This is a genomic window from Cereibacter sp. Soil_C_27, assembly GCF_057657095.1.
Genome location: NZ_JBDGJD010000001.1, coordinates 236398 through 252025 on the forward strand (window position 1 = coordinate 236398; position 15628 = coordinate 252025).

Annotated in this window: 18 protein-coding genes; 7 read left to right on the forward strand and 11 right to left on the reverse strand. The window is 67.2% G+C overall.

All coding sequences use genetic code 11. From position 1 onward, the window contains the following. Positions 1-174: 174 nt before the first annotated feature. Together lepA and AC3A5Z_RS01175 are read left to right on the forward strand one after the other, a co-directional pair. The gene (gene lepA, locus AC3A5Z_RS01170) at positions 175-1974 is read left to right on the forward strand and encodes a translation elongation factor 4 (protein WP_487517582.1); all 1800 of its coding nucleotides are present in this window, start codon (positions 175-177) and stop codon (positions 1972-1974) included. 29 nt (positions 1975-2003) lie between these two features. Then, positions 2004-2720, forward strand: a complete 717-nt coding sequence (locus AC3A5Z_RS01175) for a hypothetical protein (protein WP_487517583.1) — start codon at positions 2004-2006, stop codon at positions 2718-2720. Positions 2721-3015: 295 nt separating this feature from the next. Here AC3A5Z_RS01175 and AC3A5Z_RS01180 read toward each other — a convergent pair whose 3' ends face one another. Continuing rightward, a complete protein-coding gene (locus tag AC3A5Z_RS01180; protein WP_487517584.1) occupies positions 3016-3159 on the reverse strand; it encodes an entericidin A/B family lipoprotein in 144 nt (47 codons plus the stop codon). Positions 3160-3358: 199 nt separating this feature from the next. Between AC3A5Z_RS01180 and AC3A5Z_RS01185 the strand changes: the two genes are divergently transcribed. Then, entirely contained in the window at positions 3359-3655 is a 297-nt protein-coding gene (locus AC3A5Z_RS01185; protein ID WP_487517585.1) for a hypothetical protein, read from the forward strand. Here the strand turns inward: AC3A5Z_RS01185 and AC3A5Z_RS01190 are convergent, their stop codons facing one another. Both AC3A5Z_RS01190 and AC3A5Z_RS01195 read right to left on the reverse strand, forming a co-directional pair. Next, the gene (locus tag AC3A5Z_RS01190; RefSeq protein ID WP_487517586.1) at positions 3656-3841 is read right to left on the reverse strand and encodes a hypothetical protein; all 186 of its coding nucleotides are present in this window, start codon (positions 3839-3841) and stop codon (positions 3656-3658) included. It lies immediately after the preceding gene. Positions 3842-3897: 56 nt separating this feature from the next. Further along, positions 3898-4182 (reverse strand): hypothetical protein, encoded by a 285-nt coding sequence (locus tag AC3A5Z_RS01195; RefSeq protein WP_487517587.1) that lies wholly within the window; start codon positions 4180-4182, stop codon positions 3898-3900. Between the two features lie 97 nt (positions 4183-4279). Here AC3A5Z_RS01195 and AC3A5Z_RS01200 point away from each other — a divergent pair, with 97 nt between their 5' ends. Further along, complete coding sequence (locus AC3A5Z_RS01200; protein ID WP_487517588.1) at positions 4280-4597, forward strand: antibiotic biosynthesis monooxygenase family protein; 318 nt, start codon at positions 4280-4282, stop codon at positions 4595-4597. Between the two features lie 75 nt (positions 4598-4672). Further along, positions 4673-4945, forward strand: coding sequence for a GlsB/YeaQ/YmgE family stress response membrane protein (locus tag AC3A5Z_RS01205; protein WP_487517589.1), 273 nt, complete (start codon positions 4673-4675; stop codon positions 4943-4945). Positions 4946-4949: 4 nt separating this feature from the next. Here the strand turns inward: AC3A5Z_RS01205 and AC3A5Z_RS01210 are convergent, their stop codons facing one another. Continuing rightward, on the reverse strand, positions 4950-5636 hold the full coding sequence (locus tag AC3A5Z_RS01210; RefSeq protein ID WP_487517590.1) for a hypothetical protein: 687 nt from the start codon (positions 5634-5636) through the stop codon (positions 4950-4952). Positions 5637-5730: 94 nt separating this feature from the next. Further along, positions 5731-7914: an excinuclease ABC subunit UvrB gene (uvrB, locus tag AC3A5Z_RS01215; protein WP_487517591.1), complete on the reverse strand. Its 2184-nt coding sequence runs from the start codon at positions 7912-7914 to the stop codon at positions 5731-5733. Between the two features lie 259 nt (positions 7915-8173). On the opposite strand from uvrB, the gene AC3A5Z_RS01220 reads away from it, so the two are divergent. Together AC3A5Z_RS01220 and AC3A5Z_RS01225 are read left to right on the forward strand one after the other, a co-directional pair. Next, the gene (locus AC3A5Z_RS01220; RefSeq protein ID WP_487517592.1) at positions 8174-8485 is read left to right on the forward strand and encodes an ETC complex I subunit; all 312 of its coding nucleotides are present in this window, start codon (positions 8174-8176) and stop codon (positions 8483-8485) included. 262 nt (positions 8486-8747) lie between these two features. Continuing rightward, positions 8748-9221 (forward strand): DsrE family protein, encoded by a 474-nt coding sequence (locus AC3A5Z_RS01225; protein ID WP_487517593.1) that lies wholly within the window; start codon positions 8748-8750, stop codon positions 9219-9221. Between the two features lie 57 nt (positions 9222-9278). Here AC3A5Z_RS01225 and AC3A5Z_RS01230 read toward each other — a convergent pair whose 3' ends face one another. The 6 genes from AC3A5Z_RS01230 to AC3A5Z_RS01255 form a co-directional block, all read right to left on the reverse strand. After that, positions 9279-10988 (reverse strand): ABC transporter permease, encoded by a 1710-nt coding sequence (locus AC3A5Z_RS01230; protein WP_487517594.1) that lies wholly within the window; start codon positions 10986-10988, stop codon positions 9279-9281. Positions 10989-10998: 10 nt separating this feature from the next. Next, a complete protein-coding gene (locus AC3A5Z_RS01235; protein WP_487517595.1) occupies positions 10999-11979 on the reverse strand; it encodes an ABC transporter substrate-binding protein in 981 nt (326 codons plus the stop codon). Positions 11980-12012: 33 nt separating this feature from the next. Continuing rightward, positions 12013-12612: a histidine phosphatase family protein gene (locus AC3A5Z_RS01240; protein WP_487517596.1), complete on the reverse strand. Its 600-nt coding sequence runs from the start codon at positions 12610-12612 to the stop codon at positions 12013-12015. Then, complete coding sequence (locus AC3A5Z_RS01245) at positions 12609-13691, reverse strand: MBL fold metallo-hydrolase (RefSeq protein WP_487517597.1); 1083 nt, start codon at positions 13689-13691, stop codon at positions 12609-12611. Before AC3A5Z_RS01245 ends, AC3A5Z_RS01240 begins: the two co-directional genes overlap by 4 nt. Next, positions 13691-14800, reverse strand: a complete 1110-nt coding sequence (locus AC3A5Z_RS01250; protein WP_487517598.1) for an ABC transporter ATP-binding protein — start codon at positions 14798-14800, stop codon at positions 13691-13693. Before AC3A5Z_RS01250 ends, AC3A5Z_RS01245 begins: the two co-directional genes overlap by 1 nt. A 95-nt stretch (positions 14801-14895) precedes the next feature. After that, the gene (locus AC3A5Z_RS01255) at positions 14896-15576 is read right to left on the reverse strand and encodes a gamma-glutamylcyclotransferase (RefSeq protein ID WP_487517599.1); all 681 of its coding nucleotides are present in this window, start codon (positions 15574-15576) and stop codon (positions 14896-14898) included. Positions 15577-15628 lie beyond the last annotated feature (52 nt).

The window sequence follows — 15628 nt, forward strand, 5'->3', positions numbered from 1 at the left end:
GACGATCCGGGCCCAATTTTTCAAACGATTCGCCCGAAAGGGCGGTAAAGCGAACGTTACCGCCGCGTGTTGTGGCCCTGCGCCGCCGGTCCACAACATCGGGTGGCGCCACAGGGGCGGGGCCGGGCTGCTATTCCCATTGACCGCTCAACGATTCCTGCTCATATGCCGCCCATGACCCAGCTTGACCTCATCCGCAACTTTTCGATCGTGGCCCACATCGACCACGGCAAATCCACCCTTGCCGATCGGCTGATCCAGTCGACGGGCACGGTCGCCGATCGCGACATGAAGGCCCAGCTCCTGGACAGCATGGATATCGAGCGCGAGCGCGGGATCACCATCAAGGCCAACACGGTGAGGATCGATTATCCGGCCAAGGACGGCAAGACCTACGTCCTGAACCTGATCGACACCCCCGGCCACGTCGACTTCGCCTATGAGGTCTCCCGCTCGATGCGCGCCGTGGAAGGCTCGCTTCTGGTGGTCGATGCCTCGCAGGGCGTCGAGGCGCAGACGCTGGCCAACGTCTATCAGGCGCTGGATGCGGGGCACGAGATCGTCCCCGTGCTGAACAAGATCGACCTTCCGGCGGCCGAGCCCGACCGCATCCGCCAGCAGATCGAGGATGTCATCGGCCTCGACGCCAGCCAGGCCGTCCTCATCTCCGCCAAATCCGGCCTCGGCATCCCCGACGTGCTCGAAGCCATTGTCACCCGCCTCCCCGCCCCGAAGGGCGACCGCGACGCGCCGCTGAAGGCCATGCTGGTCGACAGCTGGTATGACGCCTATCTCGGCGTCGTCGTGATGATCCGCGTGATGGATGGCGTGATCCGCAAGGGCGACCGGGTCCGCATGATGCAGACCAACGCCGTCTACGGCATCGACAAGCTCGCCGTGCTGAAACCGCAGATGGTCGATATCCCCGAACTCGGCCCGGGCGAGATCGGCATCTTCACCGCCTCGATCAAGCAGGTCCGCGACACCCGCGTCGGCGACACCATCACCCACGAGCGCAAGGGCTGCGAAAAGGCGCTGGAGGGCTTCAAGCCTGCCCAGCCCGTCGTCTTCTGCGGCCTCTTCCCGGTCGATGCCAACGAGTTCGAGGCCCTGCGCGAGGCGATCGAGAAGCTCGCCCTCAACGACGCCTCCTTCACCTACGAGATGGAAACCTCCGCCGCCCTCGGCTTCGGCTTCCGCTGCGGCTTCCTCGGCCTCCTGCACCTCGAGGTGGTCCGCGACCGGCTCGAGCGCGAGTACGACATCGACCTGATCACCACCGCCCCGTCGGTGGTCTACCAGGTCTACATGAAGGACGGCACCGTGCAGGAGCTGCACAACCCCGCCGACATGCCCGACCTGACCTATGTCGACCATATCGAGGAGCCGCGGATCAAGGCCACCATCATGGTGCCCGACGACTACCTCGGCGACGTGCTCAAGCTCTGCCAGGACCGCCGCGGCATCCAGCTCGACCTCAGCTACGCCGGGTCGCGCGCCATGGTGGTCTACGACCTGCCCTTGAACGAGGTGGTCTTCGACTTCTACGACCGGCTGAAATCGGTGACCAAGGGCTATGCCTCCTTCGATTATTCAATCACCGGCTACCGCGAGGATTTCCTCGTGAAGATGTCGGTGCTGGTCAATGACGAGCCGGTGGATGCGCTGTCGATGATGGTCCACCGCGACCGCGCCGACATGCGTGGCCGCGCCATGGTGGAGAAGCTGAAAGAGCTGATCCCGCGCCACATGTTCAAGATCCCGATCCAGGCCGCCATCGGCGGCCGCGTCATCGCCCGCGAGACGCTCTCGGCCATGCGCAAGGACGTGACCGCCAAATGCTACGGCGGCGACGCCACGCGGAAACGCAAGCTCTTGGACAAGCAGAAGGCGGGCAAGAAGAAGATGCGTCAGTTCGGCAAGGTGGAGATCCCGCAGCAGGCGTTTATCAACGCGCTGAAGATGGATGGGTGAGGGGTGGTAGTTGAAGGAAAGCGATATCCTTGTATCTAGTTTACTGCGATGAGCAGGACTGCGAAATCGATAGATATAGTGCGTATGTCGCCTGCATATTCGATGCGGCGAAGGTAAGCGAGTTCAAGTCTTTTATATTGGATGGCCTGTGTCGCTTGCTTGGCGTCACTGTCAATAAGGTCGTCGAGTTTCCCATTATCCATGCGTCTTCACTTCCATGCGAATGGGCGGACGAAGAGAAGATTGCGGTATTTTCCTTGTTTTCAGAGGGAATAGGGAAATACTGCAGCGCAGTTTATCGCGTTGGCTATAAGTGGGACTATAACGTCGTAACTCAACGGATTTTTTCGCCCAAGAAGGGAGTGCAGGTGAATGCGCGGTTGGCTTCGCTAACGTCGCTGAAGCACGAAATTTGGCAGCTGCAATTAAAGCCGATGGTCTTCATCGCGGAGTTTGATCACGCTAATAGAGTGGATATTAGTCGCCATGCAAATTTTACGAGAGACTTTTCTTTTTCTCATCAGTTGAGCGCTGCCTTTGGCAAGCAACAGCTCCCAGAGTTGTCCGAAGTGATCGGTTTCTATTACGCAGATAAGTGTGACCTGATGATGTACGCAACTGACTTCGCAGCTTATATCCTCAAGTTGCGGGGGCGGGTGGAGAGAACTGATTTTCAACAAAGAATAGTTGACGCTCTCGTTCCATTCGGATGCATCAGAAACTCAATTGTTTCCAACCAGCCCTAGGGAGCGCTTCATTGCGCACCGAAGCCCGGCCCCACCTCAGAAAGGCGGCAGGTTTTCCTTCAGCCATGATTCTTGTGCCTGAACCGCTGGCTCAGAGACTGGCCTGAACCTCACGCGACTCTTGGTGGTGGATCTGGCGGCGCCGAGCGAGCGCATGGTGCGCATTTGCTGCGCACCATGACCCGCGCGACGGTGCGCAAGGAATGCGCACCCTACTGCCAAACCTTCCTGCTCCATCCCAAACAAAAAGGCGGCGGGTTTCCCCACCGCCCTGTCGTCGGCCTGAGCCGGAGGCTTAGAGCCCGGCCTGAGCCTCGCGCGACTCCTGCGAGATCGCGTCGCCGGCCGCGCCAAGGTCTTGGCCTGCGCCTTCGACGGTTTCGCAGGCAGCGACGGCGAAGAGGGCGATCAGCGGGAGAAGGAAGAAGGGTTTGCGCATGTCGGAACTCCATTATTGTTGTCGGCGGCTCAACGCGGGCTGCGGGCATCCTGTTCCGGCCCTTGCCTCCTGCGGAGCGATTCCGCCGATCTGCATGCACCGTGCATCGGATGTGCATGGCCTGTGCATCGCCCGGAAGTGGCTTTTCGGGGCAGCGGCGTTAACCACGTTTTAACCGCCGCCTGTCAGACAGGGGGGCATGAGATACCTGTGGATGCTCCTCTTCCTCGCCGCCTGCGGCGCCCAGCCCGCCCCGCAATTCTTCGGGGCCACGCGGCATGACGTGATGCGCAGCGGCCGCCACTACGTTGTTTATGCAACGGAAAAAGAGGTGGAGGTGATCCGCCTCGGCTGGGCGGGGCGTGCCGAGCATGACGGGATCCGCGCCGACATGCTGGCCGTGATCCCCGAAACCACGGGCTGCCAGCCGGTCGCCAGCACCCTGCAGGGCGACTCGGGCGAGATGCGGGGGCGGCTTACCTGCCCCAAATCCTGATCAGGCGTCCGGACCCTTCACGATCAGCACCCAGACGGCATAGATCCCCAGCGCCAGGAAGATCGCCGCCCAGAGCGGATTGCCCAGATAAAGCTCCATCCCCGACCAGGCGATCGGGAAGATCGCCGTGACATAGCGGCGCCAGGCGGGGCGGAAGAACGGGTGGTTTGGGTCTATGAGCTGCATGGCGCCACCCTAGCGGGCGGCCAAACCGCTGCAAAGCGCCGATTTTGCCGCAGGGCTCAGGGCGCGAAAGGCTCGGCCAGCTCTACCGCCTTGGTTTTCTTGTCGAAAACGCAGACCCGCCGCTCCACCGTGCCCTCGGTTTCCAGCGTCACCAGCGCCACGCCATAGTTTTCCGACCCGAAGGGCGACACCTCGACCACCGCCGTGCCCAGAGGCTCCGCCAGCGCCAGACAGCCCTCGCGGACCTCGGTGCGGAAGGTCTCCCACGCCTCCTCGCTGGACGCGAGGGCGGGGCCACAGAGCGCGGCGGCGGCAAGAAAGGCAAGGGAAAACAGGCGCATGGATGATCTCCGTCAAGGCTGCGACAAAAGGGTAGCCCGCAGCGTGCTTGCTGCAAGCCCCCCGCGGGTCTAGGCTTTGTGGCAGGGGAGGACCGCCATGACCAGCATCGCCGCCGACTTCCAGGGCCAGACCGTCATCACCACCTTCGAGATGACCCCCGGCACCTGCGCCGACCTTCTGGACGAGCTCCGTGCCGCCTATGCCGAGTTCATCCGCCACCAGCCCGGCTTCATCTCGGCCAGCCTCCACGTGAACGACGCCCAGACCCGAATCGCCAACTATTCCCAGTGGCAACGTCGTGAAGATTTCCAGGCCATGCTTCGCACCCCCGACATGCGCGACCGCACCCGCCGCTTCGCGGCATTGTGTCGCGGTTTCGAGCCGGTGATGTACGACGTGGCGGCCGTTTTCTGACAGGTTTTCGCACGCCCGTGGACCCGGACGCCCGCTTCGGACGTTGGGCGGCATAACGGTTAACAGGAGACGGGCGTGGAAGAATTCATCCAGGGTGTCGGCATTTTCGGACTGGTCGTGCTGATCGTGGTCGGTCTGATCGCGGGCTGGCTTGCCAGCATGGTGGCGGGCGGGCGGCATCGCGGGCGTTACATGATGATCGGTGTCATCGGTGCACTTGTCGCGCCCTTGCTGCTGGTCGCGCTCGGCGTGACGGTGCTGGCGGCCTCGGGGCTTCTGGCGGTGGTCCTTGCGGCCGCGGTCGGTGCGGTGATTGTGCTGGCGCTGGCCAAGATGATCTTCGACTGAGCCCTCAGAACGAGAGCCACGTGCCCAGCCGCAGCGCCGGTTCGTTTTCCCCGGTCAGCGGCTGGACGAGCCCCAGCTCGATCTTGGCTTGCCCGCCCAGATCGCGCACCACGGCGGCGGAGAGGCTGGCACCGAAGTCCTGATCCACCGTCTGTACCATGCGCAGCTGGCCGATGAGCATCGTCCCCTGCCACGGCTTCAGCCCCAGGGTCAGCTCCGATTTCACGCCGGTTTCCGGGATCAGGTATTCGTAGAGCACGGTCGTGCTCTGGCTCACCTGTACCGCCTCGGCCATCGGTTTGGCCGCGATCTGCACCCGGGTGTCGAGCATGGCCCAGCCATCGCCGAAGCCCGTGGCAAAGCCCCGCCCCAGCGACAGGCCGAGCTGGCCGACCGGCAGCATCTGCCCATCGCGCTGCGACAGGCCGAAGCCGAGCGAAGTGGCATACCGCAGGGGGCCCGTGCCAAAGCCCCGCTCGACCCAGACCAGCACCGTCGCATCGCCCGTGTTGCTGCGTCCGGCCTCCAGCCCCATGGTGATCCGGGCGCCGAGTCCGTATTCGCCGTAGAGGCTGGTGTAGCCGTTCGCATCGGCTTCCTGCTCCTGCGAGAGGCTCAGGAAGACCGCGCCCTCGTCGCGGGGCCAGGGGCCGGCCTGCACCGCGCAAGCAGACCCGCACAGGGCGAGCACGGACAGTCCGCGAAGGATCCGGCAGCGCATATCAACACCTCCATCCACCACGCGGAGGATGGCGGAGGAGGTGTTAACTCTTGGTTAACGCTGATCAGCGCCGCTTGCTGCGCTTGTTGCCGCCGCGCTGCCCGGCCCGTCCGGCGGTGCTGCGCCCCGAGGATTTCACCGCCGCTTCCGCCGCATCCTCGATCACCGATTGCCGCGCCAGCGGATCGTCGGCCACCGCCAGCTCCACCGCCTCGAGCCGCTTCACCTCGTCGCGCAGCCGCGCGGCCTCCTCGAACTCGAGATTCTCGGCGGCCTTGCGCATCTGCAGCCGCAGCGCGTCGAGATGCGCCGCTAGGTTGGAGCCGACCATCGGCTTTTCCACGCGCGCCGTGACCCGCGCCATGTCGGTGTCGCCTTGCCAGAGCCCGGCCAGCACATCCTCGACGTTCTTCTTCACCGTCATCGGCGTGATGCCATGTTCGGTGTTGTAGGCGATCTGCTTCTCGCGGCGGCGATCCGTCTCGCGCATCGCCCGCTCCATGCTGCCGGTGATGCGGTCGGCATACATGATCACCCGGCCCTCGGAGTTCCGCGCAGCGCGGCCGATGGTCTGGATCAGCGAGGTTTCGGAGCGCAGGAAGCCCTCCTTGTCGGCGTCGAGAATGGCCACCAGCCCGCATTCCGGGATATCCAGACCTTCGCGCAAGAGGTTGATCCCCACCAGCACGTCGAACGCGCCGAGCCGCAGGTCGCGCAGGATCTCGATCCGCTCGATCGTGTCGATGTCGGAGTGCATGTAGCGGATGCGGATGCCCTGCTCGTGGAAATATTCGGTCAGATCCTCGGCCATGCGCTTGGTCAGCACCGTGACCAGCACCCGCAGACCCTGCAGCGCCACCCGGCGGATCTCGTCCAGAAGATCGTCCACCTGCATCTCGACCGGGCGGATCTCGACCTTGGGGTCGATGAGGCCGGTGGGGCGGATCACCTGTTCGGTGAAGACGCCGCCCGTTTGCTCCATCTCCCAGGCCGCCGGGGTGGCCGAGACGAAGACCGACTGCGGCCGCATCGCGTCCCATTCCTCGAACTTCAGCGGGCGGTTGTCCATGCAGGAGGGCAGGCGGAAGCCATGCTCGGCCAAGGTGAATTTGCGCCGGTAGTCGCCCTTGTACATGCCGCCGATCTGCGGGACCGAGACGTGGCTTTCGTCGGCGAAGACGATGGCATTGTCGGGGATGAATTCGAACAGCGTCGGCGGCGGCTCGCCCGGGGCGCGGCCGGTGAGGTAGCGCGAGTAGTTCTCGATGCCGTTGCAGACGCCAGTCGCCTCCAGCATCTCGATGTCGAAGGAGGTGCGCTGCTCCAGCCGCTGCGCTTCCAGAAGCTTGCCCTCGTTCACCAGCTGGTCGAGCCGGTGACGCAGCTCCTTCTTTATGCCGATCACCGCCTGCTGCATTGTCGGGCGCGGCGTGACGTAGTGCGAATTGGCGTAGATGCGGATCTGCTTGAAGCTGTCGGTCTTGGCGCCGGTCAGCGGATCGAACTCGACGATCGCCTCCAGCTGATCGCCGAAGAACGAGAAGCGCCAGGCCCGGTCATCGAGGTGGGCCGGCCAGACTTCGAGCGAATCGCCCCGGACCCGGAAGCTGCCGCGCTGGAAGGCCTGATCGTTGCGGCGGTATTGCTGGGCCACCAGTTCGCCCAGCAGCTGGCGCTGGTCGTAGCTTTCGCCCACCACCAGATCCTGCGTCATCGCCGAATAGGTCTCGACCGAGCCGATACCGTAGATGCAGGACACCGAGGCGACGATGATCACGTCATCGCGCTCCAAGAGCGCCCGGGTGGCCGAGTGGCGCATCCGGTCGATCTGCTCGTTGATCTGCGATTCCTTCTCGATATAGGTGTCCGAGCGCGGCACATAGGCCTCGGGCTGGTAGTAGTCGTAGTAGGACACGAAGTATTCGACGGCGTTGTCCGGGAAGAAGCCCTTGAACTCGCCATACAATTGCGCCGCCAGCGTCTTGTTGGGCGCGAGGATGATCGCCGGGCGCTGGGTCTCCTCGATCACCCGCGCCATGGTGAAGGTCTTGCCGGTGCCGGTGGCGCCCAGCAGCACCTGGTTGTGCTCGCCCGCCAGGACGCCCTCGCTCAGCTCGGCAATCGCCGTCGGCTGGTCGCCCGCCGCCTGGAATGGGGTCTGCAGCTTGAAACGCTTGCCGCCCTCCAGTTTCGGGCGGGTCAGCACCTCGGGACGGTGCATCGGCAGATTGGTGTTGTTGTGCGGCATGATGATTCCTCTGACCGCCTAGATTTGATCTGTTTTTGTTCCCAAACAAGGGGCAGACCCCGGCGATCTTCACCTCCGATTAACGGTTAAGCGTCATGTTGACCTTGCAAGCAGTGTAAGCTGTCGGTCGGTTGCACCACACACCCCACCCACCCTCCCGTGGCCGACCGACAGCGCCTTTGCCTGCCCCCCGTCGGACGGTCTTGATTTGCACGGGAAAAGCCGCCAATAACGGGCCGTGACTTGAAGGAGCCTGCCCATGCGCGCCCGTATCTACCAGCCTGCCAAGAATGCCATGCAATCCGGGGTCGGCAAGGCGAAGGACTGGGTTCTGGTCTTCGACACCGGGACCGGCCGCGACATCGACCCGCTGATGGGCTGGACCTCCTCGACCGACACCCAGGGGCAGGTGACGCTGCACTTCGACAGCCGCAAGGCCGCCGAGGATTACGCCCGCGACCACGGCATCGACGCCGAGGTGATCGAGCCGAAGCCCCGGAAGCCGGTCATCCGCGCCCGCGGCTACGGCGAAAACTTCGCCACCGACCGCCGCGGCGCCTGGACGCACTGAGGTCGCCGCTCGGCCACGGCCTGCACTGCGCGCGGCGCGGAGAGGCAATCGATCGATCCCGTGATGACCGCCTTCGGGCGGTCTTTGCTTTTGTGCGACCTCTCCGACGGACGCGGGAATAGCGCTTACGAGCGGATCCCGCAGCGCCGGTCCCGCACCTCCCGCCGCGCGCGCTCCCTCAACCCGGGGGCGAAATCGCTTGGCCGTAGAAGCGATACATCACATATTTGAGATATATCAATATTTGGGGAGGAATGTTGTCATGATTCGCAGAGATCTTTTGACGGCGGGAGCAGCGGCCCTGATGGCGACGCAGGCGGCGCGGGCCGAAACCACGCCTGCTCCGGCGGCAGGAGCGGCGGTGGGCCGGGTGCCGAAGGTCGCCATCCATGTCGATCAGGACGATCCGGCGGTCTTCAGCATGGCGCTGAACAATGCGGCCAATATCCTGCAGCATTACCAGTCGCTGGGTCAGGTCGCCGAAGTGGAAGTGGTGACCTATGGTCCCGGGATCACCATGCTGCGCTCCGACCTGTCGCCGGTCGCCACCCGGATTCAGGACATGTCGATGATGCATGACACGGTGCGTTTCTCGGCCTGTCTGAACACGGTCGAGGCGATCCGCGAGAGAACGCAGAAGGACGTGCCCCTGCTGGAGGAGGCGACCACCGTGCCCTCGGGCGCGGTGCGGCTGATGGAACTGCAATACGAGGGCTATGCCTATCTGCGCCCCTGACCGCGGCGGCTGATGAGGTCGTGTCTCCCCCGGGAACGCCCCGCGCAAGCCGGTTGATCACCCTCGCCAGGGCAGCGTCTCCGGCGCGCGGTGACGGGCGGCGCGGTCGACGACGGCGGCCAGCGTCAGGATGACGAGGAGCGACAGGGTGGAGACTGCGGCGGCGGCGGTGGAATTGCCCTGTTGCTGCAGCGCGAAGATCATCACGCCGACCGTCTCGGTTCCCGCGGACCAGAGCAGGGAGGAGAGCGTCAGCTCGTTGAAGGCGGTCATCACGATCAGCACGGCGCCCGCCATGATTGCCGGTGCCGCGAGCGGGGCGAAGAGGCGCAGCACGCGCCGGGGGCTGCTCGCGCCCGCGATGCGCCCGGCTTCGTCCAGCGCGGGCTCGAGGCTTTGGGCCAGCGCCTCGACCGGGCGCAGCACCAGCGGCAGGAAGCGCGCGAGATAGGCTACCAGCAGGATCGCCGCCGTACCATAGAGCGAGACGCCGATGAGCGGCAGCGGCGGCAGGAAGACGAGGATCACCGCCAGCGCCAGCACCGTGCCCGGCACGACGAAGGGCGCATCGGCAAGGGCGTTCAGCCGCCGCAGCACAAGGTTGCGCCGCACCGCCACCAGCCAGGCGAAGGGCACGGCGACAAGCGCCGAGATCAGCGCCGCGGCCAGCGACAGCAGCAGCGAATTGACGAAGGCGCGGCGGATCACCGGGTCGGCGGCGACCTCGGCGAAATTGCCGAGGGTGAGGGTGGAGAGCGTCAGCCGCATGCCGAGGGCGGGGACGAGGGCGGTCGCCAGCAGCGCTGCGATCGGCAGGATCATCAGCACGCCGAGCAGCAGCCAGAGCCCCAGCGCCAGCGCGCGCTCTGCCCGCCCGGCGGAGAAGGCGGTGAAGCGGCGGCCTCGCGCCACGGGAAAGCCGAGCCGCGCGATGACCGTGGCGCGCAGCAGGAGGGCCGCCCCCGCCAGCAGGATCAGCGCCAGCGCCAGCACCGCGACCTGCCCCAGCACGGTTGGGCCGAAGCCGTTCAGCCGCTGGTAGATCAGCGTGGTGAGCATCGGGAAGCGACCGGGGATGCCCAGAAGCGCCGGGATGCCGAAATTGCCCACCGCCGCCGAGAAGGCGAGCATCGCCCCGGCCAGCATCTGCGGCAGGCAGAGCGGCAGGATGATCCGGGTCGTGATCCGCAGCGTCCCTGCGCCGCCGACCCGCGCCGCCTCGACCAGATCGGCGGGGATGCCGGCGAGCCCGGCGCGCACGGCGAGGAAGACGAGCGGCATGTGCTCGATCCCCATCAGCCAGACGATGCCGCCGCCGGAATAGAGCGGGTTGGTGCTGCCCGGCGCCGGGGCGAGCCCGAGCGGCGCGAGGATCGGCGAGGAGGCGCCCGTCAGCTCGATCCAGGCCAGTGCCATGATCTGCGACGGGATCAGCAGCGGTGAGATCGCGAGGAAGGTCATCGCCACCCGTCCGGGCAGGCGCAAGAGCCCCAGCGCCAGCGCGAGGAACGTGCCCAGCACCAGCGACACGAGGACCGAGCCGCCCGAGGCGAACAGCGTGTTCCCCAGCGCCCGCCGCGCCGCGCGGCTTTCCAGCCCGTCGCGGATCAGGCCCATGACGCGCCCGCTGTCATCCGGGCCGAAGGCCTCGGCCAAGAGCCGGGCGAGCGGCCAGAGCCCGGTGACGAGCACATAGAGGAGGATGAGGGCGACGAGCATCGGCTCGCCGCCCTTCAGCCGGATGCTTCGGCCTGGCGCGAGGGGCAAGGGCCCTCTGTCAGCCACCGAAGAGATCGGCGAAGGCTTCCTTGGTGGCCTGATCCTCGGCCAGCATCTTCGCCGGATCGGCGCCGAGGATGGTCAGCGAGGCGGGTTCGGGATAGCCCGCGGGCGGGGCCACGCCCTCGATGACCGGGAAATAACCCTGCGTCACCGACTGCTCCTGCGCCGCGCGGCTCAGTTGCCAGTCGACGAAGACCTTGGCGGCCTCGACCGCATCGCTGTCCTTCAGGATGGCGACCGGCTGGGTGATCGATGAGACGCCCTCGGCGGGGAAGACGAAATCGACCGGCGAGCCCTCGGCCTTGGCGTTCAGCGCCATGTATTCGATGATCATGCCATAGGCCTTTTCGCCGCGCGCCACGGCCTCGATCACCGTGCCGTTGCCTTGCCCGGCGACGGCGCCGTTCTCGGCCAGCGTCTCGTAGTAGTCCCAGCCGAAGCCGGGCTGCTGCACCATCGTGCCGACATGGATCACCGCGGCGCCGGAGTAGAGCGGGCTCGGCATGATGGTCGAGGCGGCGATCTCGGGCTTGGCGAGATCGGTCCAGGAGGTGGGCGCCTCGGTCACGAGGTTGGTGTTGTAGACGATGCCGGTGGTGATCAGCTTGGTGCCGAAGAACATCCGGTCCGGGTCGATCAGCGCCTCGGGGATGCCCTCGACCGGGGCGTCGGCATAGGCCAGCAGCCGGTCGTCGTTCTTCAACTGGGTCATGGCCACAGCGTCGGCGATCAGCATGACATCGGCGGGCGTGCCGCCGGCGGCGAATTCGGCCTGCAGCTTCGACATCAGCTCGGTCGTGCCGGTGCGGAACACCTCGACGGTGATCTCGGGATGATCGGCGTTGAAGGCCTCGACCACGGCGGCCATCTGGTCGTTCGGCTGCGAGGTGTAGACGGTGATCGACTGGGCCAGCGCGCCGCCCGCGAGGGCCGTGCCGCCGAGAAGGCCGAGGGTGAGGCTGCGAAGCAGGGTCATGGGAAGTCCTTTGGCTAGGGTGTCGCCCGCGGCCTATCGGGGCGGTGCAACAGGTCGGTGACAGGAGGATGACGGTTCCGTGTGGCTCAGCGCCTCGGCCTGCCAGCGCCCCGTGCCGTCGGGCGACCAGAGGAAAAGCTGTGCGTTGGCCGGGCGCTGAAAGGTGCCGATGCCGATCAGGGCATGGAGTTCACGCGCAATGCCGGAATGGGCGACAACAAGGATCGGGGTCGGGCCCTCGATGGCCGGCAGCGCAGCCTCGACCCGTGCGCGGAAGGCGGCAGGGCCCTCGCCCCGCGGCGGGGTCTCGGCGCGTTGCAACCGGTGGCGTGGCAGGCCTTCCCATGCGCCCCAGTTGCGCTCGGCCAGCCCGGCGACCGTCCGGATCGGCAGGCAGAGGGCCTCGGCCAAGGGTTCGGCGGTGCTGCGGGCGCGGGCGAGGGGCGAGCACCAGAGGCTTGCCGGACGCAGGGCAGGCGGCAGCGAGAGGATGCGCAGCGCCACTTCCTGCGCCTGCCGATGCCCCAGCGCGGTCAGCGGCAGGTCGGTGGCGCCGCAGATTGTTTCTGCCGCGTTGCTGGCCGTCTGCCCGTGCCGCAGGAAGAGGAAGGGATGGCGGAGCAACGGGATCACCAGACCATTTCCGCCCTGTCGCTGAAGCGGATCCCGGGCAGGGCGGCGGCAAGCGCCTGGCGGTCCTTTGCGCCGACGAAGGCCGGCAGGACGACCGCAGGCCGGATCGCGGCGAGCAGCGCCCGGCTGCCCGAAAGCCGGGGATGGACGTTCCAGCGCCGAAACAGCGCCCGGCCCTCGCGCACTAGCGTCTCGGAGGGCGCGCCAAGCGCGAGATGGCCGGTGAAGATCACCCGCGCCGCCCCGGTCTCGACGCAACGCGGCACCAGATGCTGCGCCAGCCCCGCATCGGCATTGGCGCCCGCGGCGATCATCACCCCCCGCGCCGGGCCGTCCACCGAGAGCTCCCGCGCTTCGGCCAGCAGCCGCTCCAGCGCGGCAAGCCCGCCCGGCGCCAGCCAGTCGGGAAAGCCGCGCATCTGCCGCGCGACGCGCAGATGCGCGGGGCAGAGCGAAACCTCATGTCCCGCCTCGAGGAAGGCCGCGGCCATCTCCAACCCGCGCCCGCCCGCCGGGGCGGGGAGCAGGAGCGGCCCCGCCTCGGCCAGCAGCGCGGCGCTCTGCTGCGCCAGCGCTTCGTCCTCGGCGCCATAGCTCGCGTCGATCAGCGCCGCCTGCGCCGGGAGCGGCGGCTCGCAGGGCCAGAGGCGGCTCTCGTCGGAATAGTCGCCGGTATAGACCAGCCCACCCGCGCCGCCGATCCGCATCCAGACTGCGCCGGGCGCATGGCCCGCTGCCCCGGTCTCGGCCGTGATCCCGGCGATGCGGGTGCTGCCGCTGCGGGGAAGGGGCGTCGCGGCCAGCCCCGGCAGCGGCTCGCCCGCCAGCGCGCTCACCGGCGCCGTGGCGTGGACCTCGGGCAGCCCCAGCCGGTCGCGCAGCGGCAGCGCGCCGGTGTGGTCGGCATGGCCATGCGACAGGATCAGCGCATCGATCCGCCCCGCGCCGGAAAGATCGGGCAGCCGCCCGGCATCGGGCCCCTTGCCCAGATCGAGCATCAGCCGACGGCCCTCGATCTCCAGCACGAAGCAGGCTGGACCCTTGCCGTCGAAGCCGGAGAGGGCGAGGAGGCGCGGCATCAGCCCTGCGCCCGTTCGAGCGGGCGGGCAGGCTCGCAGTCCGGCGCCGCTTCGGCTGCCCCACTCGCGCGCGGCATCACCCAGCCGCTGCGCAGGGTCAGACGCACCCGCGCTCCCGGCGCGACAGGCGTGGGGCTGCGCACCTCCAGCGGTTCGGTCAGATCCGGCGCGTCGGGGAGCACCGAGAGGATGTAATCGCCGCGCTCGAAGCGCAGGTCGATCACCTGCGCCCCCAGCCCCGCGGAGGCGGTGGAAAGCGCCAGATCGCGCTGGCGCAGGCAGAGCCACGCAGGGCCGGGCGGCGCAATGCCGGGGAGCGTCACCGAGTGATCGCCGAGGCGCAGCGTCGACCGGCCTTGCGTCAGCGCCGTCACCGTAACCGGCAGCGTCCGCCCCTCGCCGACGAAGCGGGCCACCATCGGCGTGGCGGGGCGCTCGAACAGCTCCTGCGGCGGGGCGACCTGCGCCATCCGGCCCCGGTCCATCACGCCGACCAGCCCGGCGATCGCCATGGCCTCGTTCTGGTCATGGGTCACGAAGACGAAGGTCGTGCCGAGCGACTGGTGGATGCGGCGGAACTCGGCCAGCATCGACTGGCGCAGATGGGCGTCGAGATTGGCCAAGGGCTCGTCGAGCAGGATGAGCGAGGGGCGGCTGGCGAGGCTGCGCGCCAGAGCGACCCGCTGCCGCTGCCCGCCCGACAGCTCGTGCGGCCGCCGCGCCGCCGCGCCGTCGAGCCCCACGGTCTGCAGCGCCTCGCTGACGCGGGCGGTGCGGTCTGCGGCAGACAGCCGGTTCAGCCCGAAGGCCACGTTCTGCGCCACCGTCATGTGCGGCCAGAGCGCGTAGGACTGGAACACCATGCCGAGTCCGCGCGCGCCCGGCTCGACAAAGCGCCCCGGCCCGGCCACCTCGCGCGTGCCGATGCTGATGCTGCCGCTGTCGGGCCGCTCCAGCCCGGCGATCAGCCGCAGCAGGCTGGTCTTGCCGCAGCCCGACGGCCCGAGCAGCGCGAAGAACGCGCCCGGCGGCACATGCAGGGTCACGCCATCGACGGCCCGGGTCTGCCCGAAGCGCAGGCGGAGGGAGTGGAGGGTGATGCCGGCCAAATCTTCTCTCGCTTTGCCGCGTGACTAGGGCCGGGACGTAACGCGGGCGTGACGCTCTTCAACGTCGGGAGTGCTTCCGCGACGCGGGGCAGCCGTCAGCCCGCGTCGATCTTCGCCGCCACCATCCGCTGCAGCGTCCAGATGTAATCGTCATGGATGCCCAGATCGGCAAGCCCGCGGGCCGTGCGCAGAAGGTATTCGGCCCCCGAACCGGCAGCCCCCGCCGCCGTGGCCAGACGCTGCGCCTGCTCCTCGATCGACAGCTGCACCAGCGGCACATCCACCGGATCGGCATAGAAGGTCAGCGCCGTCTCGCGCCCCCGCTCGGTCTCGACATCGATCCAGCAGGCGTTGGCGGCCAGTTCGTGCACGACGATCTCGCGCTTGAGGACGGCACGCAGCGACTCGCGTTCGGTGCCTTCGGCAATCTCCAGCACAACCCCCTCGCAGCTGCCGCCCGAAGCCAGCGCCAGCATCAGCCCGGGACGCTCCGGCGTGCCGCGGAAGGTCTCCAGCGTCAGCGAAAAATCGCGGTGCCAGCCGAGCGCCCGGGCGCGGCGGCGGGCCTGCACCTCGAAACCGGGGTTCCAGATCAGCGAGCCATAGGCGAAGACCGGGATCGGCCGGGGATGCCCTGCGGTCAGCCGCTCGGCCAGATGATCCAGCTCGGCCTCCTCGAGCATCTTCCAGCCGGGATCGTAGAGCAGACCCTCCTCGGCGGGGGCGACGCGGGCGACGTGGTCGTCGGTGAGGACGAGGGGCATGGGATGGGACATGGACTTCCTGCAGAACCGGGTTGATGCAGATCTGGCCGTCGCCGCCCGCGAG